Below are 26,403 nucleotides of genomic sequence, written 5' to 3' on the forward strand. Positions count from 1 at the left end.
GGACGGCACTAGGGACGTTCTACACGGTGCAGGACGTCCGTAAGTGGGGTTTGGTGGAGGTTCCTTCGTCCCGGTGACCGGCGTGAGGATCGGTGCCGACCCTGCGGCACCAACGGGCCCAGGGAACGCATCCACGCCACCGAGGAGCGTCACCGTGCGAAAGAGCACCACCCCATGTGTTCCCGCCCTGCGACTGGATGCCCGGTCGCGCACCGCCTCGCCGGGGTGGTCACGATGAGGGCCCCCACCCCTGATCCCGACGGGCACACCGTCTCGCCTGATGCCGGCGCCCTGGTTGTCGACCGCCGGAACGACAAGGTGGGCGTGGTGATGGGGCAGGTGGGGTCGTACGTGCAGCTTCGGCCGCCGCGCGGCGGCCGGGAGTGGGACGTGCCGCCCGAGGACGTTCGTCCGCCGACTCCGACGGAGGAGTTGAGCGTGAAGGTGGCCGTGGCCAACCGGAGGTGGGGACGGTGACGCCTCGCTCGGTCCTGCGCTACGAGACCTGGACGCTCCAGCCCGACCGCGAGCCGGACTCGGAGCCGGTCTTGTACGCGATGCAGTGCGCCGTGGACGGAGAGACCTCACCGACAAGCGAGGACTTCGCCGAACCGCAGGACTGGGTACTGCGACACTGCGGCCAGAACCCGTCCCACCACACCTACCGGGAGATCATCGCCCGCCCATGGCGGACCTGGCGCCAGATGTGACCCACCTCGCTCGCCCAGGCGCCGCACCGCGCTGCCCCACCCGGCTCCCGTCCCTGCCGGGCGCAGCCGATCGAGGCTCCCCCGCACTCGTCAGCCCCGGCAGGGACGGGCCCTCATGTACGTGCCGTGCCTACAAGGGTTCTGGCCTCTGCCAGGCAGCAAGCATGGGCGTCCGGAACGGCGCGAAGCCCGCCGGGCGGCCTCTCGGGTGCCCGGGCGGTCTGCTGCTGAGCGGTCGGACCTGGGCTTCCGATTGGTGGTCCGGCTTACGCTCCCGGGCTCTGCGCGCCGAGCGGTCGGCGGCCGTCGCCAGCGGGGCGACAGACAGGATCGGGCGGCGATCACCGACCGCCTGCGCGCGGCGGCCCGCGCCAGCGGGACGCCCTTGATCAAGTAAAGAAACTCTGAACAGCTCTCCCACTGGCCAGGCCGATGGCCGGGGTCGCTGCTGCCGGCGCTACTTCGAATTGGCCAGTGCGGTGTTCAGCTACTCGCTCGGCAACACGTCCAGCTCAGCGTCGTCGTCATGGAGGGGCGGCAGGAACAGTCCGCGTCGGCTCTTCTCCTCTTTGACCTTCCTGCGCTCCCGCGAGAACACCCAAACCCGCACACCGCCTGCGTCAACCACCACCTCATCCCCGGCCTGGGCAAGAAGAAGCTCGCCAAGCTCTCCGCCAAAGACGTCCGCACCTGGCTCAACCAGCTCCGCACCACCTGCCAGTGCTGCGCCCGCAGCATCGACGGCCGCCGTGATCAGGCCTGTTGCTGCGCTGCCGGAGTGTGCTGTTCCAATCGGCTCTCCTCGCTGACGCTGACGTACATCCACTCCGTCCCCAAGTCCGCCCTGGAGCACGCCGTTCGTGAGGAGGAGATCACCCGTAACGTCGCCCGCAACGTCCGCACCGGCACACCACGCCCCGTCGGTTCGAACCGCTCACGGCAGTTGAAGCCCGCCGACTCATTACCGCCACGCGCGGACACCGGCTGCACGCCCTGTTCGAGCTCGCACTCCACACCGGGCTCCGCGAGGGCGAACTCCTCGGCCTCCATGGGGAAGACCTCGACCTGACAGTGGCACGGCTGCCATCCGCCGGACATTGCGGCAGGGCCTCCTCAGCCGGCTGCGACGAATCCGGGCCAATCAAGAACCTGGATAGGCGTTCATGTATTCAGAGTTCATGAACTCCGTGAAAGAGCTCCACCGAACCATCGGAGCACCCTCCCCTTCCATATAGAGGGACACGGGAGGGTCCTGCAGGGTCATCGACTCCATCCAATAGACCTGATACCCCTGATGCATGGCGAATACAACGGCACCTTCAGGCAGGTTCATTCCTCCGAGATTATCGGAGAAAAATTCATCGGATGCTCGTCGCATATCGAGGATCTCCGGGAAAAAGGCATCGGTCCCACGGAGGATCCCACCGGCGCCACGTCCCATCAGGGACAGGAACTCTCCATACCGCTCAGGGAGCCTGTGAACGCCCCACAGCTCGCGAACACGGTCAAGCTCCGCATCGGTCAGCCCTGCGAAGGAATCAGGGTCGGCCCTCCCCGCCCCCGCAGCAATGTCTGAGATGGAAAGCATCAGCCTACTCCCGTCGAAATGTTGATGTGAATACCAGGGAACGCCTGCTTGAACTGGTCAATCAGGCCACTGCAACTGGCGCAGACTGGGCGCTCCGAGTACAGATCTATCGCACCTTTAGCATCAGGAGTGAGTCGCTGCGCCAAAGATTCGAAAATATGAGTCTCCGAGTCATACGGACGAGTTCCGGGATTGAACTGTCGAGTGGAAGGCATACCGACCTCTCCCGGGTTGACATGCTTCCCACTCGTCGCCGTCATGACTTCATCTGACCCATTAACCCGCACCCGCGCCACGGCAATATTCTTGTCAGCCTTAACGCCGAGGCCGCCATTTGCATTGGCTCGGTGCTTGGCTGCCGCTTCGGCAAGATCACAATTGTGAACCAGGACCGGCGTGGCCCCCGCCAGCACATAGTACGTGTGCTGGCTGAGGTGCCGTCATCTGCGTTTTCGCAGGTCAGCAGAATTCGGCCAGTCCGTCGATGTGCGTGGAAGTACCGCGTTGTGCACCCCTGTTGCCGTCGGCGTTGCCGTCAGACGGCTACCCGCGTGAGGGCGGTGGAGTGGGCTTTGGCCGGTGTCCTGCCCGGGTTGGGGTCGGGCATGGTCAGGGGGCCGTACGCTGGCCGGCAACTCGGGCAGGCTTTGGAGCTGCCCGGAATTTGAACGAGTGGCCCCCTGGCCTTGCCCGACGCGGGCCCCGCCCCGGGGAGGTGGGTAAAGCCCACGGAGCCGACCGACCCCACCTCCGGGCCTCCGCCCCGGCCAACTCCCCGCCGTTGCCTCGCCGTCGACCTGGCGCTCGCCTCGCTGGCGCGTCCGGCTTCCTCCACGCCTCCGGTCGTCCGCTGTGCTGTCTCTGCGCGGCCTGGCCGCTGGCCGGCCCGCGGTGGCGGAGCCGAGAGCGGGCCGGGCGGGCGGCCGTGCCGCGCGCGACCCGCGTCAGCGGGTCGCCTTGAAGACGTAAAGAAAGTTTGGACGCATCCCTCTTCGGCGGTACGCCGTGGTCGGTGGCCGAGCGTCCGGCTGGGCTGCTGGCCTGGTGTGATGGCTTGCGGGTTGTGGGTCCTGTTCCGACTGGTGGTGATTCACTCGGCTCGGGTGACCTTGGCGTGGTCGGTGACGACGCGTCTGAAGAGGTCGTGGCCGGTGCGTCCGGTGTGGCGGAGTGCCCAGTCCTGTGCGGCTTCCTGCTCGGCGTGGGGTCCGGATTCGGCTCCGCAGTTGGCAGCGGCGCAGAACGCCTCGTAGGTGATGCCACCTTCAGGGGCGTGGCGGATGGTGTGGGTGACGTGCCGGTATACGGCGCGGGGGCTCACTGGTGGCCCTCCGGGTGGCGTCGCATGTAGACGTTGCAGTCGCTGACGGTGGTCATGTCTCCGACCACGCGGGCCCGGTCGCGTACGTTGGCCAGTTCGGCACAGCCCGCGCAGCCTTCAACGGGAGTCGGCTCCAATTCCAGGCGCAAGGGGAGTTCGACCGGCTGGGTGGAGTACCTGGTCGGCTCCGTCACTGCACATCGCCACCTCTCGAACGTCACATGGCCGACCTCTTGACAGGTCGGTGCTCTAGTTCAGTATTCGAGTGGCCGAAGCACTCCCGCTACGGTTCGTAGTGCACTAGTGTGCCTTCACTGACATCACGTCAACTCAACGGAGGGGCACGCCTTATGCCCAGTCCCAAGACGTTCACGAAGATCGCGGATCACTTCCGGGAGCGCATCCTGTCAGGAGAGCTTGAGCCGGGCGCCAAGCTGCCGACGAACCGGGAGATCGCCGGCCAGTGGCAGGCTGCGGCCGCCACCGTCTCCCGCGCCTTGCAGGCCCTCCAGGTGGAGAACTTCATCCGCACCACCCCCAGGGGTACCTATGTCGCCGATGACCCGCGCTGGACGCTATCGGCGCGGGACCGGCTCGCCCGGGTCCAGCGGGTGAAATCCTTCCTGGCCGAGGGTGAGACGAGCCGGGTCACGGCAGCCGAGCTGATCATCCCGCCGCTCTATGTGGCGGAGATCTTCGACCTGGAAGCCGGGGACCAGGTGGTACGGCGCGAGTGGCTGGCCGGCCGGGGCAAGACCCGAACCGTGTTCGCGGTCACCTGGTACCCGGCCCCGTTCGCCGCCCTCGTACCAGACCTGCTGAACACCGCCCCCGGCCGCAATCACGGACTGTCCACCCGAGTCCTGGAAGCCACCGGGCGCACGATCACCCACGCCCGCGACGACATGCACGCCCGCCCCGCCGACGCCCGAGAGGCAAGCGCACTGGGGCTGCCGGTCGGCTCCTCGATCCTGGCCGGCGCCCACCGCTGGTCGGACGCAGAAGGGATCATTGAGTACGGGGAATGGTGTCTCCCTCCCCTGTTCACCATCGGCTACGAGTACCAGCCCTGACCGATCCACACGAAGCGTCCCCGAAAGCCAACCTGCGGCCTTCGGGGACGCTGTCGTTCACGCGCCCGTCTCAGTTGGCGTCGCGGCCTTCAAGGCGTTCGACGCGCTCCTCCAGCTCCTCGATCCGCTCCAGGGCTCGTTCCAGCTTGTAGGCCAGATCCGCCACTCCGGCCATCGCCGGGAACTCCTTCTGCGGGGCGGTCGACGCTTCGTCCGGCTCGTCCACCGGCTGCACCGCCACCGGTACCTCGGTGCCGAACTCGCCCCCCACGACGACATACGCCATCAACCCGTTGCGCTGGTGGGCCTTCTTCATCCTGCCCTCCAGGGCGAGGAAGGTCAGTGCCTGGTCGGCGGATTCCGGGTCGCCGCCGATCGTGTCGACCACCTCGTCCACGGTGACCGTGGCGCCCCTGGCCAGTGATCCGTCCCTGATCTTGCGGACCAGGCGGCCGTGGGTGAGCTGGGTGGCGAAGCCGTGGTCGTCCCAGTCGCGTACGTAGACCTCGTCGCCGGGCAGTTCGCCGGGGTAGCGCAGGAGGAAGTTGCCGGCCAGCAGGGCGATGGCGTTGGTGACCACGTTGAGCGGCACCGCGTAGTGCTCCGCCAGGACCTCGCGCGCGGGCAGTCTGGCGCCGGGGGCCAGGGTGCCGGAGTAGATCTGCTGCGTGAGATCGCCGGCGACCTTCTCGAAGGCGTCCTCGAAGTCGGCCGAGCGCGTGACGAAGGTGCCGCGCCCCTGGCGGGCGATGACCCAGCCCTCGTTCCTGAGCAGCCGGATCGCCTTCTGCACGGTCAGGCTCGACGCCTTGTAGGTCTGCATGAGCTGGGTCTGCGTCGGGAGCAACTGGCCCGGACGCAGCTTGCCGTCCCGGATCTCCTGCCGCAGATCGTCCGCGATGCGCTCGAACGTCAAACGCGCTTCGTCAGCAGGCATGTCCATCCCTGGTCCCGGTTCGCTTCATCTCGCAGGGCTGCTCGCTGCCGCCGTATTTCGCCAGCTCAGCCCACGGGGTCAGGGTAGCGGCCCGATGGATGGACCACCGCAGCAACGAATGGACTCATTAGGAAATGACTATGGATGGACTAAGGATTGATGTTATGTTGTGCGGCACGTGATCACCCACACGGGTGAATCACATCCCTCTCTCTGGAGGTTTGCCGTGAAGACCATGCCCATCGACCAGTCCCAGGCCCTGCTGATCCTGGCCTCCGAGCCCCGGCCGCAGTTCAAGGACCGCGAGGGCCAGCAGCCCGCGATCGACCGAGGCACCGGCGCCCACGTGTACCTGGTGGACGTGATGTTCGCGTTCAACGGCCGCGCCGAAGTGATCGCCGTGAAGGTCCCCGAGCCGGGTCTCGGCAAGGGTCTGAAGGTCGGCCTGCCGGTCGTTTTCACCGGGCTTGTCGCCTCGGCCTGGGAGAACGAGATCAACGGCAAGGACCGTCACGGTGTCTCCGTGCGCGCCGACGCCATCACCGTCAAGGCAGGCGCCTGATGCCCGACAACCGCCTTGGGCTCGCGCTCCTCGTCCTCACCGTGCTGGTCGCGCTTGGGCTGCTGGGCTGGGCCGGGTACCGCTTCGCCCGCTGGTACCGGGCCGATGCCGAAACCCGGGTCAGCCTGCGGCAGGCGCGGCGGATGCGGTGGGGCTGGAAACGGCTCGCGCCGATGCTCGACCTCGCGGTCAAAGACGCCACCCCGACCGTGCTCCAGCAGTACGGCCCGCAGGAGCCGCCTGCCAAGCCGCGCATGCTGGTGCCGCGCCTGCACACCCGCGCCGACGCCTTCGGCGTCACCGTCACCGCTGATGCCCTGCCGCAGGTCGGGCTCAGCTCCTGGCAGGACGCCGGCGAGGGCCTGTGCGACGCCTGGGGCATGCGTCGCATCCGCATCGGCCAGCCCAAGCCCGGAGTGATCGTCGCCCGGGGGTTTCGGCGGGAGCCGCTGGAGGCGGTGATCCGCTCACCACTCCTCGGCCCGGACGGCTCCCCCGTCTGCCGACCGGGGCAGTTCGTCTCCACCGATGACGTGCTGCTGGGCTGGGACGAGGACGGCACCCCCATCGTGCTGAATCTCGCCTACTCCGCCCACGCCCTGGTCGCCGGCCTCACCCGCTCCGGCAAGTCGATCACCGTCAACACGCTGCTCGCCTACGCGTCCCTGATGCGGGACGTGCGTCTGATCGTGATCGATCCCAACCTCGGTGCGGTCGCGCCTTGGTGGCGTACCGCCTACAAGGTCTCCGACGCCATCGACCCCGACGAGCCGACCGAGATCCTGCGCTGGGTGCGGGCGGAGATGCAGCGCCGCGAGCGGCTGTTCTGGTCCGGTCGCACCGACCGCATCACCGAGTTCAGCCCCGAGCTGCCGCTGCTGCTCGTGGTGATCGATGAGGTGGCGAACTACACCCGGCACCCGGACCGCAAGGCCCGCGAACGCTTCGAGGCCGAGCTGCTGGCCATCGCCAGCCAGGGCGCCAAGTTCGGTGTGCGGCTGTGGCTGCTCACCCAGAAGCCCTCCGCCGACGTGCTCACCACCGCCGTCCGTACCAACCTGTCCGCCCGGATCTGCCACCGCGTCGACACCGTCGAGGACTTCCTGCACCTCTTCCCCGACGGCCGGGAGCTGGACATCACCGCCGCCGACCGCACCATGCCCCAGGGCGTGTCCATCGCCTCCGTCGGCGACATGCGAACCCCCGTCCGGCTGCGCTCGGTCTACCTGCCCACCGAAGCCTGCTGGCAGATCAACGACCTGATGTGCGCCGAAGGGCTCAAGGTCCGCGAGCTGCCCGACCGCGTCGACTTGGACAAGGCCGCGTGACCGCCGCCTCCTGGTCCTGCCTCGCAGTGATCCCCGGCAAGGGCGTGTAGTCGCCAAACCCTCGCCCTTGCCGGGGTCTCCCTCCCATCCATCCACGGCACACGTGTGCCGCAGTGCAGAGAGGTCCCGCCAGCATGCCACCGCACGACCCCACCGCCACAATCCCCCGCCCGGAACCGGCCGCAGCCGCCCCGCCCACGTTCACCGGGTACCGGGACCTACTCGGCCTGATACGACAGCTGTCCTCGCTCGGCGGCTGCGCCCAGCCGATCCGGCTCGAAGGCCAGCGCACCGAGATCGACGCCTTCACCGGCGAGATCCTGCGCGAACTGAAGTCCAAGGAACTGCCCGCCGGGCACCTCCTGGTCCGCTGCGGCAACCGCCGCACCAGTCGCTGCCCCTCCTGCGCCGAGCTCTACCGCCAGGACACCTACCAGCTCATCGCCGCCGGCCTACGCGGCGGCAAGAACATCCCCGACCAGGTCGCCACCCATCCACGCGTGTTCGCCACGCTCACCGCCCCCTCGTACGGGCCGGTGCACGGCCGACGCACTGGCGACTCCGCCCGCTGCCGCTGCGGACGCACCCACCCCAAAAGCGACCCGCTCCTCGGCATCCCGCTCGACCCTGAGCGGTACGACTACACCGGCGCGGTGCTGTGGAACGCCCACGCCCCCGTCCTGTGGGCCCGCTTCATGCTCCACCTGCGCCGCACCATCGCCGCCGCAGCCGGACTCCCGCAGCGTCTGCTGCACAAGGTCGTCCGCGTGTCGTACGCCAAGGTCGCCGAGTACCAGCAGCGAGGACTCATCCACTTCCACGCCGTGATCCGCCTCGACGGCCCAGCAGGCCCCTACACCCCACCACCCGCATGGGCCACACCCGAACTCCTCGCCGACGCGATCCGGATCGCGGCCACCCGCGCCCACATCGACGGGCCCAAGATCAACGGGCGTGCCCGCGCCTTCGCCTTTGGCAAGCAGATCGACACAAGGATCATCCGGTCTAAGGCGTTCCAGGGCGGGACCACGATCACCGAGGGCAAGGTCGCCGGATACGTCGCCAAGTACGCCACCAAGGGCACCGAAGCCGCGACCGGCACCCTCGACCACCGGCTGAAGAGGATCACCGACCTCTGGTTCGAGTCCGTGCCCGAGCACGCCGCCCGCATGATCCGCACCGCCTGGACCCTCGACAGCCGCGACGACCTCAAGCACCTGAACCTGCGCAAGTGGGCCCACATGCTCGGCTTCCGCGGCCACTTCTCCACCAAGACCCGCGCCTACTCCACCACCCTCGGCACCCTCCGGGCCACCCGAGCAGCCTGGCACCGCCGCCACACCCCTCTGCCCTCACCGACCACCCTCGTCCTCGCCCACTGGGCCCACGACGGCACCGGCCTCACCCCCGACCTTGAACGCCTCGCCGCTCTCGTCGGCGGCGGCCCGACGCGCGAACAGGCAGTGGCGACTCGTGCGTGACGACGAACTCCTCACCGTCCCCGAGGCGATGGCCCGTCTCAAGATCGGCCGCTCCGCCCTCTACGACCTCCTACGCACCCGCCGCCTGGCCTCGCTGACCATCGGCCGCGCCCGCCGCATCCCCGCCCACGCCCTCGCTGACTACGTTCAGCGCCACCTGGAAGAGGCCGCCTGATGACCGCCCCCAAGCGCAAGAAGACCCGCGCCAACGGCGAAGGCACCATCTACCAGCGCAAGGACGGCCGCTGGGAAGCCGCCGGCTACGTCCTCGCCGCCAACGGCACCCGCAAACGCGTCCGCGTCTACGGCACCACCCGCAAGAACGCGGCCGACAAGCTCGCCGAGAAGATCGCCGACAGCAACCGCGGCCTCCCCGTCGCCACCGCCGACAGCACCGTCGGCGACTACCTCACCTACTGGCTGGGCAGCGTCGCCATCCACCGGCTCCGCGAGAACACCCACACCCGCTACGCCGCCTGCGTCCGCCTCCACCTCATCCCCGGACTCGGCACCAAGAAGGTCGCCCACCTCACCGCCAAGGACGTACGCACCTTCCTCGACCGGCTCCGCACCACCTGCCAGTGCTGCACCCAGGGACTCGACACCGCCCAGCGGCGCTGCTGCGCCATCAGCGAGTGCTGCGGCAAGCGGCTGTCCCCGCTGACCGTGACGTACGTCCACTCCGTTCTCAAATCCGCCCTGGAGCACGCAGTCCGCGAAGATGAGCTGCCCCGCAACGTCGCCCGCAACGTCAACGCAACAACTGCGCGTCCGCGCCGGTTCACACCGCTCACAGCGGCAGAGGCACGCCAGTTCCTCCGAGCAGCCGAGACCGACCGGCTGCACGCCCTGTACGAACTCGCCCTGCGCACCGGACTCCGCAAAGGCGAACTCCTCGGCCTGAAGTGGGAAGACCTCGACCTCGACGCAGGCACCGCCAGCATCCGACGCTCCCTCCAGCGCACCCGCACCAGCGGCCTGACCGCCCTGCCCACCAAGACCCGCGCATCCGAACGCCGCATCGCCCTGCCCACGGGGTGCGTCCAGTCGTTGAAGAGCCACCGGGAACGCCAGGAGACGGAGCGCGCCGTCCCGGAACGGGCTGGAAGGAACGAGGGCTCGCCTTCACCACCCCCACCGGTGGCCCCCTCGACCCCGCCAACCTCACCCGCCGCTTCCGCGGCCTCCTCGACCGTGCAGGGCTCCGCCGCATCCGCTTCCACGACCTACGACACTCGACCGCCACCCTGCTGCTGGAGCAGGGCGTCGACCTCGTCGTCATCAAAGAACTCCTCGGTCACGCCCACATAGGCGTTACCGCCGGCGTCTACGCCCACGTAAAGCTCCGCCTCCAACGTCAAGCCATCGACACCCTCAACGACGCTCTCGACGGCCACCCTGCCGACTCACCTCCGACAGCAGCCGTCCGCTGACGTTGCCGTCACCGTTGCCGTCAAACACCCCAGAAGCCCACCGGAAATCAACCGGCGGGCTTCTGGCTGCAACCGTTCCGTCAAACTCGATAAGCCGTGACGGCCTTGAGTCGAACTCCGGTAATCAAGGTTGCGGATAGCAATCGTAGAGCACTTCTGGCGCGACGCCCAGAATGAGACTTTCCATCCCGTTGAGGCCCACACCAAACTGCGCGAGCCAATCGGCTACAAGGTAGATCGTCCCCGCTTCATCGAGACCAAGGAAGTACCTGCCCTGATCGAGTTCACCAATCGGGAACAGTGTCACCCCGGCCAATTCACCCCACTCGCTAAATCTGTCATCCTCGCCGAGTGCGAGTAGTGGATCAAATTCGAAGGCTTCTCGCGCCCGCGAAATCCCATAACCGCTGTACTCGAAAGACAGGCCACCAAATTCGGAGAGGAAGCTCTCGGCCGCCTCGTGCATGACGAATCCAGAGTCCTCCAGTCGGGCACGCCAGGCCGATGTATCAACGCACCGGCCAGGCGTCCAACCTGTGAGCAGGAGTGCCCGCTCAGCCTCTTCGGATAGATCACTCACCCTAGTCACCTGTCAAGAAGTTGAGGTTGAAGTGCTCAGAAAGAGCCTTGCAGCTATTACACGGGCCCACCGGGAATCCGTGCTTGGGGTGACCAACGTCGCCTCTGATCAGGACTGCTGCCGCATCGGCTCCCATTGGGCTCTCTCCGCTAAAGAGCGCCTGCGAGAGACATACAGCCATCCCACATTGTCCATGACCGACGCCGCGGGCGCCGGGAGCAACCGTGTTGAGGACTGCCTGAACGGCCGGGTGTATGCGAACCGTTGCTCCGCGAACACTGGCACTCGCTATGACCCGCCCACTCGGCAACTGAATCGCTTCCGCAACCGCCGGCCTTGCTGCGGAAGGGCGAATGGAAGCTGACGCATCAGCGACTCCCTGAGCGCCCTCTAGCGCACCACCACAATTGTGAACCAGGACCGGCGTGGCGCCCGCCAGCACATAGTACGTATGCAGGTCATCAACGGTGAGGTTGTAAACCTTCGCTGACTGAGCATGATGCTTGGTGGCGGTGATCTGGACCCAGGTGCCGGCACTTGTCCGGAGCCATTGCCCGGCTCTGAGGCTTCCTGCCTCTACCCACTGGTGGAGTGCGGGGACCCAGAACGGGTGGCCCTCGGTGGCGGTGATGTTGCCGGTCTTCGTGTTCTGCGTTTGACCGGTGTCGATGGTGAGGTCGACGAGTTGTTTCTCCCCGTTGCCCTCGATGAGTGCGGTGACGGCGCGGGGTCCGGTTTCGCCGGTCTGCGGGTCGGTGGCGAGGACCTTGTCGCCGATCCCGATGTCCTTGATCGGCTTGCTGGTGCCGTCCGCCATGACGACCGGGGTGTCGGGGGTGAAGCTGTTGCGCACCGGGCAGCCGGTGTAGCGCAGGGTGCCCCTGGCGGCCAGGAAGGCGCCCAGGGCTTCGCCGGCCATGCCCATCATGCAGCCGGTCAGGGCTGCGTTGCCGACCTGTCCCCAGTTGACCTTGCGGCCGGAGAGTCGTTGGAAGGCCCAGTCGATGCCTCCGTCCATGAGGCCGCCGACGGCGCAGGCGGCGATCATGGGGTTGTCGCCGGTGGGGTCGGTGTAGGTGGTGGGTGAGGACAGGGCGTACTGGTAGAGGTTGGTGCCGCCGGCCTGGCCTATGGGGTCCTGGGAGATGAAGCGGCCGGTTTCGGGGTCGTAGTAGCGGTCGCGGTAGTAGAGCAGGCCGGTGCCGTCGTTTTCACGCCCGGTGAAGGTGTACGGGTTGGAGGAGGCCGCGCCGGTGGTGGTGGCCTGGCCGTTGGGGTCGTAGGTGTATCGGGTGGTTATGGTGCCGTCGCTGTCGGCGAGGCCGATCACCGAGCCGAGTGCGTCGGTCAGGTAGACCTGGGTGGCACCGTTCTCGGTCCGGGTGAGGAACTCGTCCAGCCCCGAGGTGGCCACGGTCGCGGTGGTGTCGCCCGTGCCGTTCTGCTCGACCAGCGGGTTGCTGCCGTCGGTGAGGAACTTGTTCGTCGTCCCGCCGACGGTCTTCGTGCTGCGGGTGCCCAGGGCGTCGTATCCGAAGCTGCTGTTCTCTCCGGCCCTGGTCAGGCCGGAGAGCTGGCCGCGCGCGTTCCAGGTGTAGTCGCGGACGCCGTCGGTCTTCAGCTGCCCGTCCGCGTCGTAGGTGAAGGAGCGGCCGCCGTAGGTGGTGATGCGGTTGTCCTTGCCGAAGACGGTGCCCGTCTCGGCAGCCGGCAGAGCGACGTTCGCGAGGGAGCCGGACAGGCCGGTCTGCAGGGCCCGTTCGTCGCGGGTGTAGTTCAGGCCGCCGATGTTGCCGGCGCCCCGGGCATAGGCGATGGATGTGATGGTGCCCGTCTTGTCGTAGCCGGTGGTGCGGGTGATGCCGCCGGGCATCGTGGCGGTCTTCTCCCGGCCCACCGCGTCCAGCTCGAACCCGATTTCCTGGGTGCCGGATGTGATGGAGGTGAGGATGCCGGACGTGTCGAAGCCGTAGCTGGTCGTCCGGCCACCCGCGGTCATCGTCCTGCGACGGTCGGCCGCGTCGTAGTCGTAGCCGACGGTGCCGGTGGGGCCGGTCACTGTCTTGGGACGGTCGTAGGTGTCGTAGGTGAAGGACTGGTTGCCGGCCTGACTGTCGCTGATCTGCTTGAGCAGGTCGTGGCTGTCGTAGTCGTAACTGACACTGGATTCGGCCTGGCCGGCGATGTCGACGCCGTACTGGGCGGTCTTGGCCCGGCCCAGAAGGTCGTAGGTGGCGAGCGCGATCTTCCCGGAACGGCTGGTCGCCTTCTTGAGCAGACCGGCCGCGTCGTACTCGAACGTGGCCTGGGCGCCCACGGCGTCGGTTGCCGACTCGGGGCGGTCCGCGTCGTCGTACTCCCAACTGACCTTGTTGTTGCGGGCATCGGTGAGGGTGGTGAGGTTGCCGTTGTCGTCGTAGCCGAAGCCCGTCGACCGGCCCAGGGGATCGGTGACCTTGCGGGGCTGGTTCAGCTTGTCGTAGACGACGGTGGTGAGCGACCCGGCCGTGTCGGTCAGTGCGGACGCCCTTCCGGCGGCGTCGGTGAACTGGCTCGATACCCTGCCCTCCGCATCCTTGACGGAGACCAGGTCGCCGTTGCGGTAGGTGAACTCCGTGACCGCGTCGGCGTTGTCGGTGACGGATCTGATCTGCCCGTCCGGCGCGTGGGCGAGGGTGGTCCTGCGGTTCTCCGGGTCGGTGACCGTCTGCAGGTTCCCCCGGGCGTCGTAGCCGAAGACGGTCTCCTTGCCCAGCGGATCGGTCGCCCTGCTGGGCTGGTCGTAGGGCCCGTCGAAGGTCGCCGTGCCCGAGGAACGGGCGTCGGCGGTACCGGCCTGCTCGACGGACCGGGTCACATGGCCGTTGGCGTCGTAGGTCAGCTCGGTACGCCGCCCGTACGGGTCGATGACCGCGTCGATGCGGTGGTTCGGTCCCCGGACGTACTGCGTCTTGCGTTCCAGCGACGATCCGCGTGCGGCAATGTCCAGGACGCCGTACCCGGCCGAGTCGAACTCGACCCGGCGTACCGCGTTGCCCGGCTGCGTCACCTCGGTGGAGGTGATCCGGCCGGTGTCCGTCTGGGTGTAGGCGAAGGAGTACTTCGCACCCTCGGTGAGGACCTGCTCCTTGACCTTTCCGTCCGGATAGAACGAGTTGGTCATGTACGTGATGTTGCGGGCGTCCGTCGCTGTCGAGATCCGGTTCGAGGAGCCCTCGTAGGTGTAGCGGCTGACCTTGTCGGCCGGGTCGGTCACCGTGCTCAGCCGGTCCGCACTGTCGTAGGTGTAGGAGGTGGTACGGCCGGTGTTGTCGGTGGCCGTCTTCACTCGGTGCTCGGTGTCGTAGGCGAGGGAGATCCAGTGGCCTCCCGGTGTCGTGATGCGGGTGATCTCGCCCTTGGTCCCGGCCAGGCGGGTCAGCTTGAGCGCGTTGCCGTGCCGGTCGCGGATCTCCTTCAGAGGCGAGTAGTGCGGGAAGACCCATACGGTTCCGTCGCGGAACCGCAGTTCCCACTCGCCATCACCGTTGTTGATGATCTTTGAGCCGCGGAACCCGGTTGGCGTGTCCAGGGGTTCGAAGACCGCGTCGGCGACTCCTGTGCCCGGCGATGTCCTGGTGAAGTGGACTTTGTTGCCGCCGGGCAGGTAGAGGTCGACTTCCTGCCACTGCTTCTCGGAGTGGAAGAAGGCGTTGTACGGGAGATCGCGGCCGATGCCGAAAGCGCGCTTACGGGTGTCGCCCTGCCAGTAGGTGCGGGTGATCTCGGCCGGGCCTCGCGGGTCGGCGACTGCCAGGTCGGTGCGGGAGTCCGTGAGCATGCCGGTCGTGAGATCGACGGGGTCTCCGGAGAGCCAGTCGATGACGTCCGAAAGCCAGGATGTGTCCCAGGGAACCAGGCTGCTTACGTTGAACATGGCACCGTGGAACGACCAGACGCGGGTCTTGGCGTCAGGCACGACCTGGCGGCCGTCCGCGGAGACTTCGCCGTGTCCGTAGACGTGCCAACCCTTCGCCTTCGGGTCGTAGTCCATGAACTCGACGCGCGTACCCGGGGCTTCGTGCGTGTAGTTGGGATAGATGACCTGTGCGCCCTGGGGGAAGACGTACGTTCCGCCCGGCTGGACGGTGAAGTAGACCGGCACCACGCTGTTCTTCGGGAGCGGGAACGGCGGTCGATCGATCGGGATGGCCGAGATCCCGAGTTCGGTGACCGGCTTGCCCTTGTCGTCCCGGACCACGGAGCCCTTGGGGATCCGCACCTCAAGGCTGGGGATCTTCGGGGTCTTCAGTACGATCTCGGCCCCGGCCGGAGCCGAGAACTGCACGGTGTGCTCGGTGTCCAGCGGTGTCATCCATACGGGGAACCCGAGGTCCGTGGTGGTGCCGGTCTTGGGGCGGATGCGGATGTCGAACCGGCCGTAGCTCCGCTCCCTTGTGTTCGCACCGGCCCCGTCGACCACCAGGGTCGTGGCCTCGGAACTGATCCCGGCGAGCAAGAACCTGCCTTGGCTGTCGGTGCGGGTTGCGTTCCGGCCGATGGTCACGGTGACCTTGGGCAGTGGTGTGCCATCGAGTCGCAGTACATGCCCGGTCATGGCCGTGGAGCCGGCCGGGGCTCGCAGAGCCGGTGGGGTCTTGGGTGTCTTGCCCCGTGCCGTGATCCAGTCCCGGCCGTCCAGTTGGGGCTTGCCGGGCTGCCAGGCATCCTTACCGGTAGGAACGGCTTTGGCCGCAGCTTCCGGTTCTGCGGGCTTGTTGTCCTGGGCTGGTGCGGAGGTGGGTGCGCCGATGGTGCCGATTGGCTTGAGGCCGAGGTTGTAGGTGCCGGTCTCCATCGGTCCTGGCTCCACGACGAGGGTGTGGGTACCGGTGGCTGTGAGTGCCGGCAGGTCGGTCGTCAGGGTCGTAATGGGCATGTACCGGCCGTTGACCAGGGGTTTACCGTCTGGTCCGTAGACGTACAGAGTCCAGTAGGGATGCGGTGGAGTGTCGAGAGCGAGCGTGAGTTTGTCACCTTTGGTGGCGGTGAAGGTGTAGTGCGCGTTCTGGCCGGCCTGGGTGAGGTTTGCCGGTTTCTTCTGTCCGTCGGCCTGAAGGGTGCCTCCGTCGGCATCCGGTACGAGTGTGGCGGTGGTGCTGCCTGTTGCGGGTTTGCTGGGCCGAACGAACACGTAATGGGTGCCGGCTGCCAAGGGGGCAAGGAGGTCGGCGTCCGATGGCGTCTTGGATATCGACGTGAGGTACGTGCTGGTGGTGGCACCGGGCGCCTGGTGCGCGACCTGAGCGGTCTCTGTGAGTGTGGTGCCGGTGAACACGACAGCGGCGCCGTCGCCTGCTGCGGCCGTTATGGCCAGCGCAAGCTGCTGCCCCGGCCGGGTGATCTCAGCGGTCACGCTCGGGGCGGACACCGAGAGGGAGGCGAGGGTGGGCTTCGAGAGCCACAGGGTCATGGTGCCGGTTGCGGCGCCACCGGGGGCGAGGAGCAGGACGTACTTGGCTCCCGGGGTCAGCCCGGAAAGGTAGTTGGTCGCGGATGTGGCGGCCGGCACCGTTCCTATGGAGCTGCCGTTGCCGCCCTCCGGTCCGATCAGGCGGACATCCGTGCCCTGGGTGACGTTGTTCGCTGTGACAGCGAAGCCCAGGGAGACCGTGTCCGGGGCAGTGAACTCGACGCGAAGTCGTTGGCCGGCCCGTGAGAGGGAGCCCTGCACCGAGGCCCCGTCAGGCTCCAGGCTTGTGATGGCGTCCGGCGACAGGGTGAGTTGGAGGGTTCCGGTCCCACCCAGGTTCGGGGCGACGGTGATCTGGTAGGTGCCGGATTCAGGCAGATCGGACAGGCCTACCGTGCCGGCGGCGCCGGGAGCTACGTACTGTGCGCTGACGACCTTCAGTCCCGACGGGGCAGTCACCGTAATGTTCACGGCGGTGGTGAAGGTATTGCTGTTGACGCCCAGTGCCAGGTCGTCGCCGGCTTCAGCCTGGAGTGTCGCTTCTGCGTCCTGTCCGAAGCGCGGGATGTCGACGGCGACCGCGGGACCGCCGGCGGATACGCCTCCCAAGACAACGGGGGTCGACAGAAGCAGCGTGACCGTCCCGGTTCCGAGTCCATCCGGTTTGGTGGTGACCGTGTAGGTTCCCGTACTCGGGAGCTGCGGGCTGTCCCACTGCAGGCGCGAGTTCGCCGAAACCGCGAACTTGCTGCCGATGAGTTCCCCGGCCGGGCCTCGGACCTCCAGCGTGTTGAAGGACGAGAAGTCGCCTGCGGTGGCACCCAGCGAGATGCGCTGCCCCGCCTGAGCAGCGAAGGTGGCGGAACCGCTCTGCCCTGGCCTGCCGATCGGTATCGCGACTTCTGGTCCGGTGTCGCTCAGCCCGCCTGCCTGGATGGGGTGGGATCCAGTGATCCTGACCGCTCCGGTTCCGGCCCGATCGGGTTCGACGGACAACAGGTACTGGCCGGACTCGGTCAGTGACGCAATGACCGATGAGGCTTTTCCTTTGGCTGCTGTGTAGAGGAGGTCCAGTTGTTTGCCGGACGGTGAATACAGCCGTGTGTTGACGGACGTGGTCATGGCTGCTGCGTCCACGCCCACGTTCAGCGACTGCCCGAGCTGAGCGTCGATGGTGAGCAGTGCCTTCTGGCCGGCCCTGGCCAGAATCACGTCGGTGGCGGGGCCCATCGGGTCGGCCACACCGGTCTTGGTCTTCGAGACCGTCACGGTCACTGCACCAATATTGTTCGAGCCGGGGGTCAGCATCAGGGTGTAGCGTCCCACCACTGGCAGGTCTCTGACCTGCCAGTCTCCCGCAGGCTTGGAGAAAGACCCGGTGCCGACCTGTTCGCCGGTCGGTGCGATGAGTTGTACCGGCACAGGCACGTCGAACGTCGATCCGGTGAATCCGAAGCTGATGTTGTCGCCTTGATCGGCGTCGAACAGCACCTCGGCACGGTTACCCGGTGTCGTCACCGATACTGTCGGAGGTGCTTCGTCTGTCACCGATGTCTTCTCCGACGACTCGATCTCGGAGCCGCTCGGCAGGATCTGATAGCTCGAAGGGCTGGCGGTGGTGCCGGCTGGAGTGGTGAGCTCGATCGGTCCTGTGACGGCCCCTGCAGGCGCGATCACCGTCAGCACGCTGTCCGTGAGGGACTTGACCTGGGCAAGCACTCCCCCGCCGAACCGGACCACATTGTCCGTCAGCGCTGGTGCAAAACCTGACCCGGTGAGGACGACTTCGGCACCCACCCTTCCGGATGTCGGAGCCAGTTTGGTGACCGAGGGTGCCGGCGCTGCTGGACTGAAGGACTCCGCGGACTGAACGGTCTTACCGCCGGTCGTGACCGAGACACGTCCACCGGGCGCTCCCGCAGGCACCTTGACCTTGAGCCTGGTCGTGGCAGCGGACACGACTTCGGCCACCGCCGACCCGAACGTGACCGTGTTTGACGTCGGTGTCTCGGCGAAACCCGTACCGGAGATCGTCACGGTCGCACCGGTTGCCGCACTGGCCGGTACCAGGGAGAGCACCGACAGGTCGCTCGAAGGGAACCGGTCCACTCCCAGCCGGTTGCCGGCCTCGTCGTAGCGGTAGCGGGCGGTCTCACCGCCCGGATCGCTCACCCCGACCAGACGCCCGGCCGCGTCGTAGGCGTACACCGCGTCGCTGGTCGTCGGCGCGTCGGCCGACGTGGCCTCGCCCTTCGGCGCGACCGTTCCGGGCCGTGAAGGCTCCGCGGGCAGCGCCGAGGAGGACGGGCTGCCGCTCGGCCGTCCGCCGGGGGCCACTGTTGCCGCCCCGTCGGCAGGAGTTGTCGCAGAGGGGACAGGCGGACGAGACGGATCCGGTGCCGCCTCCGCGGAGACCGCGCCACCTGCCAGCGCGAGCACCAGGACACCGACGGTCAATGACCGCCGGAGCGTGGAAAGTCGTACCCCGAACTTTTCGCCGCGCACGCGCACCGTGTCCCCCCAGGACAACCACATGAGCCACAACAGGACCACGAAACCCGCACTCCCCATGCAGGCGGTCACAACCTACACACATTCCGTCATGTGCATGCCTGAGATCACCAAAGAGCTCGCACAACCGAACGAATCAAGCCGCAGGCACCGGCCGATCGCGCGCTCCCACCGGCGATCGCAGACCTCGTGGGCCCCGGCGGCCCCGCCGCGTTCCGCGCACGAGCAGACCCGGCCGGAGCGCCTCGCGGCCTTCCGGGCGAACCCGTCCGCCGCCACACCGCGCGGTTCTTGCATCTCCTGACACCGGGTGACCGTATTGTCCCGTTGCGCTCACTCTTGGGGTAGTCCCATGATCGCCCCGTCATCGGAGGTGATGTCGTGTCAGGCGGAGTCTTGCGTGCGGCCTGCGCCGCCGCCCTGGCCACGCTCGTCGCGGCCTCGCCGGCGGCCGCCGCGCCCGTGGCCCCGGACCCCGCGGCGGGCGGCACGGCGAAGGCGCCCGCGGCGCCCGCGGCTGCGAAAAGGAGCGTCCCCCAGCTCCTGTCCGAGCTGAGGCAGCTGTACCAGCAGGCCGAGGAGGCCACCGAGGCGTACAACGGGACCGCCGCGGAGCTGAAGAAGCGCGCGGCGCAGGCGAAGAAGCTCGATGCCGAGCTCGTCGCCGCCCGGACCGCGCTGGCCGACAGCCGCGACGAGGCCGGGCGGCTGGCCCGGGAGCAGTACCAGGGCCGGTCCGACTTCTCCGCGTACATGCGGCTGCTGCTGTCCCGGGACCCCGAACACCTCCTGGACCAGGAGCATGTGATCCGGCGCGCGGCGTCGGCGCGGGCGGCGACCGTGAAGCGGCTCACCGGCGCCGAGAAGCGCGCCGACGAACTGGCCACCGAGTCCCGCAAGGTGCTCGACCGGCAGCAGGTGCTGGCCGCGAAGCGGAAGAAGCAGCGGGACACGGTCCGGTCGCGGCTGAAGGCCGTCGAGAAGATGCTGGCCACACTCTCCGGCCCGCAGCTCGCCGAGCTGTCCCGCCTCGAACAGCGGGACATGGACAATGCGCAGGGCGCCCTGGCCGCCTCGGGGGCGCTGTCCTCCACGAGGCCGCCGTCCGAAGCGGGCGGCGCGGCGGTGAAGTACGCGCTCGCCCAGGTCGGCAAGCCGTACGTGTGGGGCGCGGAGGGGCCGGACTCCTTCGACTGCTCGGGGCTCACCTCGCAGTCCTGGGCCAAGGCGGGCCTGGTCATCCCGCGGACGTCGCAGGAGCAGTGGCGGCAGCTGCGGAAGGTGCCGGTGAACGCGCTGCGCCCGGGCGACCTGGTGATCTACTTCCCGAAGGCCACGCACGTGGCGCTGTACATCGGCAACGGCCTGGTGGTGCAGGCGCCCCGGCCGGGCTCGCGGGTGAAGGTCTCGCCGGTGGCGTCGAACCCGCTGCTCGGCGCCGTACGGCCCGACCCGCGGAGCGCGCCGCTGTCCGCGTACCAGCCGCCGGTGATCCCGCAGGGGGCCTCCTCCGGCCCGGACGCGGGGTACAGCTCGTCGTCGGCCCCCTCCGGCGCCGGGCAGTAGACGGCGGGCACGGGAACGGCAGCGGGGCCGGGACCGGTCGGATGTCCGACGGTCCCGGCCCCGCTGGCGTCGTTCAGGCGGTCTGAGCCGCCCCGGAGACCTCGGCGAGGTACGCGTTGGTCTTCTCGGGGTCGAAGAAGAAGTTGTCGAAGTCCGCCGGGTTGTTGAAGCCGTTGGCGAAGCGGTCGGCGACCGGCTGGAGCTGGCCGGCGGCGCCGATCAGGTTCAGTACGTGCTCCGGCGGTACGCCGAGCATCGCGTTGGTCCACTTCACGACGTGCTGCGCGGTGTCCCAGTAACGGTCGAACGCGGCCTGCATCCACTCGGCGTCGAACTCCCGGTCGCCGTGCTCGATGATCGAGTCCAGGTAGGCGTCGGCGCACTTGGAGGCCGAGTTGGAGCCCTGGCCGGTGATCGGGTCGTTGGCGACGACGACGTCCGCGACGCCGAGCACCAGACCGCCGCCGGGCAGCCGGCCGATCGGCTTGCGTACGGTCGGGGCGTAGCGGCCCGCCAGGGTGCCGTTGGCGTCGGTCAGTTCGACCTTGGTGGCGCGGGCGTACTCCCACGGCGTGAACCGCTCCATCAGCTCCAGCGTCTTCGCCAGGTGCTCGGAGGGGTCCTTGATGCCCTGGAACACGTCGAGCGGGCCGCCCGGGACGCCTTCCCAGAACAGGATGTCGGCACGGCCGGAGGTGGTCAGCGTCGGCATCACGAAGAGCTCGCCGACCCCGGGGACCAGGTTGCAGCGGACCGCGTCGAACTCGGGGTGCTCCGGGCGCGGGCCCATGCCGTGGACGTACGCGACGGCCAGGGCGCGCTGCGGGGCGTCGAACGGCGAACGGGAGGCGTCCCGGCCGAACATGGAGACCAGCTCGCCCTTGCCGGCGGAGACCATCACCAGGTCGTAGGTGCGGGAGAAGTAGTCCAGGTCGGAGACGGCCGCGCCGTGGATGACGAGCTGTCCGCCGCGCTGGGCGAAGGTCTCCATCCAGCCGGCCATCTTCACGCGCTGGTCGACGGACTGGGCGAAGCCGTCCAGCTTGCCGACCCAGTCGACGGCGCGCGAGGAGTCCGGTGCCGCTACGGAGACGCCGAGGCCCTCGATGCGCGGGGCCTGGGACTCCCAGAAGTTGAGCTGGTAGTCACGCTCGTGCTGGAGCGCCGTGTGGAACATGCACTGCGTGGACATGACCCGGCCGGAGCGGATCTCGTCTGCCGTGCGGTTGGACATCAGGGTGACTTCGTAACCCCGGGACTGCAGTCCCAGGGCCAGCTGGAGCCCGGACTGGCCGGCTCCGACTATGAGTATCTTCCGCATCGCGGTTCTCCGTTGTGTGTGGCTATGCCGGGGTTGCGTCGAGGGCGTGGCCCACGAGGGCCAGCAGCGACTCGATGACGGTGATCTTGTTACGCGCGTCCATGATCACAACAGGCACATGCGGCGGAACCGTCAGGGCCTCCCGGACGTCCTCGGCCTCGAACCCGGGGGTTCCCTCGAAGTGGTTGACGGCGACGATGTACGGCAGCCCGCAGCTCTCGAAGTAGTCGAGGGCGGGGAAGCAGTCGGCGAGCCGGCGGGTGTCGGCCATCACGACCGCGCCGATCGCGCCGCGCACCAGGTCGTCCCACATGAACCAGAAGCGCTGCTGGCCCGGTGTGCCGAAGACGTACAGCACGAGGTCGTCGTCGAGCGTGATCCGGCCGAAGTCCATCGCGACGGTCGTGGTGACCTTGTCGGGCGTCGCGGAGAGATCGTCGGTCTCCTCGCTGGCCTGGGTCATCATCGCTTCGGTCTTCAGCGGGGTGATCTCGGAGACCGACCCGACGAAGGTCGTCTTGCCCACGCCGAAGCCGCCCGCGACCACGATCTTCGTGGCGATGGGGGCCCTGGTGTGGTCCAACTGCCAGGCCTGGAGCGATTCCTCGGCCTGGTCCCTGGCGCCCGGCTGACGCGGGGCGAAGAGCGGCGACTCAGAGACGGCGGAGTCCATTGAGCACCCTTTCGAGCAGTGCGCGGTCGGGCTGGCCGGTGCCGTGACCGGTCCCGTACACGCGGATCTTTCCCTGGTCGGCCAAGTCGCTGAGCAGCACCCGGACCACACCGAGCGGCATCTTCAACAGGGCCGAGATCTCCGCGACGGTACGCATCCGGCGGCAGATTTCGACGATGGCCTGGAGCTCCGGCATGACGCGGCCGGCCAGATTGCCATTGGTCAGCTCGCGGCGCTCCTCGGGCGCTTCGAGCGCGGCGACGAACGTCTCGACGAGCAGGACGTGTCCGAAGCGGGTGCGTCCGCCGGTGAGCGAGTACGGACGGACCCGTGCGGGCCTTCGGTCGGACCCGCGGACGGGGAGCCTGCGGGCGGGTTCAGCAGCGGGCTTCACTGGGTGCTCTCCATCGATTTGCGCAGTTCACTGCGGAGTTCGGGGGTGAGTACGTGTCCGGCCCGGCCGACGAAGAGCGCCATGTGGTAGGCGATGACGCTCATGTCGCAGTCCGGGGTGGCGTGCACGCCGAGCAGCGAACCGTCGCTGATCGACATGACGAAGACGCTGCCCTCGTCCATGGCGACCATCGTCTGTTTGACGCCGCCGCCGTCCATCAGCTTGGCGGCGCCGATGGTGAGGCTGCCGATGCCGGAAACGATGGTCGCCAGGTCGGCGCTGGAGCCCTTGGGTCCGTCCTGCCCGCCGGTGCTCCGGGTGACCAGATGGCCGGGGTCGGAGGAGAGCAGCATCAGCCCGTCCGACGAGACGACGGTGACCGAGTGGACCCCTGGCACCTCCTCCACCAGATTGCTCAGCAACCAGTGAAGGTTACGGGCCTCGGTACTCAGCCCGAATGTGCTGGGCGCAGTCAACTGCGTGCCTCCTCGACTGTGTCCCCCGTCTCATCCGTCTGGTCGGTCCGCGCCGGGTGTCCACCGGGTGCGGTGGCTCCCGGGAGGGATTGGGTGGCCGTGATCTCGGCGATCTCGGCCTCCACGTCCCGCCGGCCGTCCTTCGCGCCCTGGTGGAAGCCGCCGAGCCTGCGGCGCAGCGCCTCCTTGTCCAGGCTGCCCTTGCGCTCGGTGGTGGGGGCCTCGGCGGGCTTGACGACCTTGGGGGTGCGCTTGGGCAGCCCCTTGTCCGTGATGCGTTCGGTCTGCTGCGGCTGCTGGTCCGGCTGCCGGGGACCGGGCAGCGCCTCCGCCAGGGGCGTGGGGGCCGGGGCGGGGGTGTACGGCTCCGGCTCCGGGGCCGGGGTGTACGGCTCCGGCTCCGGGGCCGGGGCGCGCTCGTGGCGGTCGGGGCCGATGGCGTACGGATCGGGCGCCTCGGTCCCGGCAGCGTCCGCGGACGCCGGAACCACCGGCAGCCGGACCTGCATCGTGACCTCGGACTCCGCCTCTACCGGAGCCTGTGCCTGCGCCTCAGCCGGGGACTCCGCACGGGCCGGGGCCGGGGTCTCCGCGCGGGCCGGGGCCTGCGCCTGCGCCTTTGCCGGGGCGGGCGAAGGGGCCGCGGGTGCCGGTTGGGCGCCCGCCTCGCGGATCGTCTGCTCTGCGGCGGCGATCAGCGGGTCCTCGGGCTGCCCGGGCGCACGGGCCGGCAGCGCGTTGGAGTTGGCCTCGGCGACCGATCCCGGCAGGTTCAGCGCGGGGGCGTCCCCGGAGACCCGCACCGGCGGCGGAGTGGCCGCCGGGGGCGCCTTCGGCAGCAGGGTCCGGGGCAGGACGACGACCGCCGTGACCCCGCTGCCCTTGTGGTCGCGCAGCTGGACCCGTACGCCGTGGCGCGCGGCCAGCAGGGAGGTGACCTGGAGGCCGAGGCCGGCCCCGGACGCCCCCTTGTCGTCCCGCTCCCCCGCCTCGAACAGGGTGGGGTCGCCGAGCCGGGTGTTGAGCTCGCCGATCCGTTCGGCCGACATCCCGATGCCCGCGTCCTCGACGGAGAGCATCACCTCGCCGCTCTCCAGCAGCCAGCCGGAGAGCTGGACATGGGAGTCCGGCGGCGAGAAGGAGGTGGCGTTCTCCAGGAGTTCGGCGACGAGGTGGCTGAGGTCGTCGGCGGCGAAGCCGGCGATCTGTGCGTGCGGCGGCAGGGACTGGATGGTGACCCGCTCGTACCGCTCGATCTCCGACACGGCCGCACGCAACACGTCGACCAGCGGGATCGGTCCCGCGTGCCCGTGGCCGTGCTCGGCGCCCGCGAGGACCAGCATGTTCTCGCTGTGCCTGCGCATGACAGTGGCCATGTGGTCGAGCTTGAAGAGGGTGGCGAGCCGCTCCGGGTCGTGCTCCCGCTCCTCCAGGCTCTCGATGACCCCGAGCTGACGCTCGACGAGGCCGAGAGTACGCAGCGAGAGGTTGACGAAGGTGTGGTGGACCGTGTTCTTCAGCCGCTCCAGCTGGGCGGTGAGGTCGGTGGCCAGGACCTGGAGCTCGGCCCGCTGGACGGTGAGGGCCTCGCGCCCGGCGATCAGCTCGCCGCGCTCGGTCTGCAGGCTCTCGAAGCGGCCGTTGAACTCGGTCAGGAGCCCGTGGAGCCTGCCGTGCAGGCTGTTGAGGGACCGTACGACCTGGGCGAACTCGTCGTTGCGGCCGGTGTAGCGGACCGGTTCGGCGGTGTCGGGCTCCGCGGCGAGGCGGGCGGCGCCGATCCTCAGGACGGCGAGCGGCTGGGTGAGGGTGCGGGCCACGGCCGTGGAGACGCCGACGGCTACCAGCAGACAGCCGCCGAGCAGCGCGATACGCAGTTCGAGCGCGGTGACGTCGTCGTCGCGCAACTGCTCCAGGTGCTGGATCTGTTCGGTGCCGAGGGCGGACTCGACGCTCCGCATCCGGTCGATCCGGGCGGAGAGCGCCGCCTCGGCCTTCTTGCGGTTGGTGCTCTGGTCGGAGTCCGACAGCTCGGGGCGGTCGGTGAGGGTGTTGAGGTACTTCTCCGCGCTGTTGACCTCGGGACCGGTGACGGTGGAGGACAGCTTGTCGCGGGCGGTGGCGCCCGCGGCCTGGTCGAAGTCGGCGAGCGAGGCGAGTTCGCGGACCCGGGCCTGCTGGGCGGCGGCGCTCAGCTCGTCACGGGTGCGGTCGTCCTTGTCGCTGCCGCCGACCGAGGTCTGCACCGGCAGTCCGGTCACCGGGTCGATCTGGGGGACGGTGACCTTGCGGGGCACCGAGAGCGCGGCGATCAGCAGCCCGCGGGTGGCGGAGGCCTGCTCGGTGGCCTGCCCGAGGGCGAGCGGGGCACGGGTGGCCTCGGCGGCGCGCGGCGGGGTCTTCTCCGCGAGTTCGTCGGCGAGGTCGTGGAGCTTGGCGATGACCTCGGAGAAGGCCTGATGGGCCTCCAGCGCCGTGCCCTTGCCGCTGAGCGCGTCGCGCCGCAGCGAGGGGATGGTGGAGAGGTCGCGGCGCAGTGCGGCCGGGGCCGTGGCCCTGATCTCGTCGACCTGCTGGTCGACGCGGGCGCTGCGGCTGCCGGAGCCGTCCTTGCTGTCCGTCGCACCGGACTTCTCGTCACGCCCGGCGGCGATCCGGGCGGTGATCTCGTCGCGCTCGTCCGCGAGGGCGTGCGCGAGGGCGATGGCCTGCTGGTTCAGCTCGGCGAGAGTGACCAGCCGCTGCGATTCGTTCAGTTCGGAGGAGGCGGCGAGGATCGCGGGCGTGCCCGCGGCGATGACGGTGATACCGACGACCGCGACACCGGCGACCAGCCGGCTCCGTACGCGCACGGTACGCCGGGCGCCCTCGCTCTCGGCAGGTGCCGGTGGCGTCACCCCGGAACCGTGCTGCTTGCCGCCCTTGCTCCGAGGCCGCTTCTTCTGCACCGGTGCTCGCAATCTTGACTCGTCCGCCCTTGAAGCAGAGGTGACGCAC

The 26,403-nt window shown here is 68.6% G+C and carries 20 protein-coding genes and 2 pseudogenes; 10 read left to right on the forward strand and 12 right to left on the reverse strand.

The genetic code is table 11. The annotated features are described in order from the left end of the window. Positions 1-225: 225 nt before the first annotated feature. The 3 genes and pseudogenes from AB0D53_RS00800 to AB0D53_RS00810 all read left to right on the forward strand — a co-directional run. Complete coding sequence (locus AB0D53_RS00800) at positions 226-477, forward strand: hypothetical protein (protein WP_362438794.1); 252 nt, start codon at positions 226-228, stop codon at positions 475-477. Beyond that, positions 465-710, forward strand: coding sequence for a hypothetical protein (locus AB0D53_RS00805; protein WP_362437978.1), 246 nt, complete (start codon positions 465-467; stop codon positions 708-710). Before AB0D53_RS00800 ends, AB0D53_RS00805 begins: the two co-directional genes overlap by 13 nt. Before the next feature lie 610 nt (positions 711-1,320). Continuing rightward, positions 1,321-1,816, forward strand: a pseudogene (locus AB0D53_RS00810) (site-specific integrase); the annotation flags it as partial. Between the two features lie 35 nt (positions 1,817-1,851). Here the strand turns inward: AB0D53_RS00810 and AB0D53_RS00815 are convergent. From AB0D53_RS00815 to AB0D53_RS00830, 4 genes are all read right to left on the reverse strand, one after another. After that, positions 1,852-2,298, reverse strand: coding sequence for an SMI1/KNR4 family protein (locus AB0D53_RS00815; protein WP_362437981.1), 447 nt, complete (start codon positions 2,296-2,298; stop codon positions 1,852-1,854). Then, the gene (locus tag AB0D53_RS00820; protein ID WP_362438797.1) at positions 2,298-2,558 is read right to left on the reverse strand and encodes a deaminase domain-containing protein; all 261 of its coding nucleotides are present in this window, start codon (positions 2,556-2,558) and stop codon (positions 2,298-2,300) included. Before AB0D53_RS00820 ends, AB0D53_RS00815 begins: the two co-directional genes overlap by 1 nt. Positions 2,559-3,388: 830 nt before the next feature. Next, positions 3,389-3,619, reverse strand: coding sequence for a hypothetical protein (locus AB0D53_RS00825; protein ID WP_362437984.1), 231 nt, complete (start codon positions 3,617-3,619; stop codon positions 3,389-3,391). Continuing rightward, positions 3,616-3,813: a hypothetical protein gene (locus tag AB0D53_RS00830; RefSeq protein WP_360424914.1), complete on the reverse strand. Its 198-nt coding sequence runs from the start codon at positions 3,811-3,813 to the stop codon at positions 3,616-3,618. The genes AB0D53_RS00825 and AB0D53_RS00830 overlap by 4 nt, the downstream gene beginning before the upstream one ends. Positions 3,814-3,969: 156 nt before the next feature. Between AB0D53_RS00830 and AB0D53_RS00835 the strand changes: the two genes are divergently transcribed. Then, entirely contained in the window at positions 3,970-4,692 is a 723-nt protein-coding gene (locus AB0D53_RS00835; protein ID WP_362437987.1) for a GntR family transcriptional regulator, read from the forward strand. 70 nt (positions 4,693-4,762) lie between these two features. Here AB0D53_RS00835 and AB0D53_RS00840 read toward each other — a convergent pair whose 3' ends face one another. Further along, complete coding sequence (locus tag AB0D53_RS00840; RefSeq protein WP_362437990.1) at positions 4,763-5,629, reverse strand: GntR family transcriptional regulator; 867 nt, start codon at positions 5,627-5,629, stop codon at positions 4,763-4,765. Between the two features lie 235 nt (positions 5,630-5,864). On the opposite strand from AB0D53_RS00840, the gene AB0D53_RS00845 reads away from it, so the two are divergent. The 5 genes and pseudogenes from AB0D53_RS00845 (at position 5,865) to AB0D53_RS00865 (ending at position 10,433) form a co-directional block, all read left to right on the forward strand. After that, a complete protein-coding gene (locus AB0D53_RS00845) occupies positions 5,865-6,191 on the forward strand; it encodes a hypothetical protein (protein WP_362438800.1) in 327 nt (108 codons plus the stop codon). Continuing rightward, a complete protein-coding gene (locus AB0D53_RS00850; protein WP_362437993.1) occupies positions 6,191-7,519 on the forward strand; it encodes an FtsK/SpoIIIE domain-containing protein in 1,329 nt (442 codons plus the stop codon). Before AB0D53_RS00845 ends, AB0D53_RS00850 begins: the two co-directional genes overlap by 1 nt. Before the next feature lie 134 nt (positions 7,520-7,653). After that, a complete protein-coding gene (locus AB0D53_RS00855) occupies positions 7,654-9,000 on the forward strand; it encodes a replication initiator (RefSeq protein WP_362437996.1) in 1,347 nt (448 codons plus the stop codon). Further along, the gene (locus AB0D53_RS00860; protein WP_043409963.1) at positions 8,993-9,175 is read left to right on the forward strand and encodes a helix-turn-helix domain-containing protein; all 183 of its coding nucleotides are present in this window, start codon (positions 8,993-8,995) and stop codon (positions 9,173-9,175) included. The genes AB0D53_RS00855 and AB0D53_RS00860 overlap by 8 nt, the downstream gene beginning before the upstream one ends. Beyond that, a pseudogene (locus tag AB0D53_RS00865) lies at positions 9,175-10,433 on the forward strand (tyrosine-type recombinase/integrase). Before AB0D53_RS00860 ends, AB0D53_RS00865 begins: the two are co-directional and overlap by 1 nt. 124 nt (positions 10,434-10,557) lie before the next feature. Here the strand turns inward: AB0D53_RS00865 and AB0D53_RS00870 are convergent. Next, the gene (locus AB0D53_RS00870) at positions 10,558-11,022 is read right to left on the reverse strand and encodes an SUKH-3 domain-containing protein (protein WP_362438000.1); all 465 of its coding nucleotides are present in this window, start codon (positions 11,020-11,022) and stop codon (positions 10,558-10,560) included. Continuing rightward, positions 11,015-18,802 carry an RHS repeat-associated core domain-containing protein gene (locus tag AB0D53_RS00875; protein WP_362438003.1) on the reverse strand — a complete coding sequence of 2,596 codons (7,788 nt, stop codon included), beginning with the start codon at positions 18,800-18,802 and terminating at the stop codon, positions 11,015-11,017. The genes AB0D53_RS00870 and AB0D53_RS00875 overlap by 8 nt, the downstream gene beginning before the upstream one ends. A gap of 555 nt (positions 18,803-19,357) precedes the next feature. Between AB0D53_RS00875 and AB0D53_RS00880 the strand changes: the two genes are divergently transcribed. Next, entirely contained in the window at positions 19,358-20,542 is a 1,185-nt protein-coding gene (locus AB0D53_RS00880; RefSeq protein ID WP_362438006.1) for an NlpC/P60 family protein, read from the forward strand. Positions 20,543-20,615: 73 nt separating this feature from the next. On the opposite strand, the gene AB0D53_RS00885 is transcribed toward AB0D53_RS00880, so the two are convergent. The 5 genes from AB0D53_RS00885 to AB0D53_RS00905 are packed head-to-tail and all read right to left on the reverse strand — an operon-like array spanning position 20,616 to position 26,354. Further along, the gene (locus tag AB0D53_RS00885; RefSeq protein ID WP_362438009.1) at positions 20,616-21,863 is read right to left on the reverse strand and encodes a styrene monooxygenase/indole monooxygenase family protein; all 1,248 of its coding nucleotides are present in this window, start codon (positions 21,861-21,863) and stop codon (positions 20,616-20,618) included. Positions 21,864-21,885: 22 nt separating this feature from the next. Then, complete coding sequence (locus tag AB0D53_RS00890; protein ID WP_266414357.1) at positions 21,886-22,536, reverse strand: ATP/GTP-binding protein; 651 nt, start codon at positions 22,534-22,536, stop codon at positions 21,886-21,888. Further along, positions 22,517-22,930 (reverse strand): DUF742 domain-containing protein, encoded by a 414-nt coding sequence (locus AB0D53_RS00895; protein ID WP_266414359.1) that lies wholly within the window; start codon positions 22,928-22,930, stop codon positions 22,517-22,519. The genes AB0D53_RS00890 and AB0D53_RS00895 overlap by 20 nt, the downstream gene beginning before the upstream one ends. Beyond that, the gene (locus tag AB0D53_RS00900) at positions 22,927-23,406 is read right to left on the reverse strand and encodes a roadblock/LC7 domain-containing protein (protein WP_329816015.1); all 480 of its coding nucleotides are present in this window, start codon (positions 23,404-23,406) and stop codon (positions 22,927-22,929) included. The genes AB0D53_RS00895 and AB0D53_RS00900 overlap by 4 nt, the downstream gene beginning before the upstream one ends. Then, entirely contained in the window at positions 23,403-26,354 is a 2,952-nt protein-coding gene (locus tag AB0D53_RS00905) for a nitrate- and nitrite sensing domain-containing protein (RefSeq protein WP_362438014.1), read from the reverse strand. Before AB0D53_RS00905 ends, AB0D53_RS00900 begins: the two co-directional genes overlap by 4 nt. Between the last annotated feature and the right edge of the window lie 49 nt (positions 26,355-26,403).

This window comes from Streptomyces sp. NPDC048295, from assembly GCF_040652135.1.
Classification (GTDB): domain Bacteria; phylum Actinomycetota; class Actinomycetes; order Streptomycetales; family Streptomycetaceae; genus Streptomyces.

Bases quoted from the DNA above. Each gene is read 5' to 3' on its own strand.
- AB0D53_RS00850 (WP_362437993.1), top strand. From the start codon at position 6,191: ATGCCCGACAACCGCCTTGGGCTCGCGCTCCTCGTCCTCACCGTGCTG.
- AB0D53_RS00820 (WP_362438797.1), bottom strand. From the start codon at position 2,558: ATGACGGCGACGAGTGGGAAGCATGTCAACCCGGGAGAGGTCGGTATG.
- AB0D53_RS00855 (WP_362437996.1), top strand. From the start codon at position 7,654: ATGCCACCGCACGACCCCACCGCCACAATCCCCCGCCCGGAACCGGCC.
- AB0D53_RS00840 (WP_362437990.1), bottom strand. From the start codon at position 5,629: ATGCCTGCTGACGAAGCGCGTTTGACGTTCGAGCGCATCGCGGACGAT.
- AB0D53_RS00890 (WP_266414357.1), bottom strand. From the start codon at position 22,536: ATGGACTCCGCCGTCTCTGAGTCGCCGCTCTTCGCCCCGCGTCAGCCG.
- AB0D53_RS00885 (WP_362438009.1), bottom strand. From the start codon at position 21,863: ATGCGGAAGATACTCATAGTCGGAGCCGGCCAGTCCGGGCTCCAGCTG.
- AB0D53_RS00845 (WP_362438800.1), top strand. From the start codon at position 5,865: ATGCCCATCGACCAGTCCCAGGCCCTGCTGATCCTGGCCTCCGAGCCC.
- AB0D53_RS00835 (WP_362437987.1), top strand. From the start codon at position 3,970: ATGCCCAGTCCCAAGACGTTCACGAAGATCGCGGATCACTTCCGGGAG.
- AB0D53_RS00815 (WP_362437981.1), bottom strand. From the start codon at position 2,298: ATGCTTTCCATCTCAGACATTGCTGCGGGGGCGGGGAGGGCCGACCCT.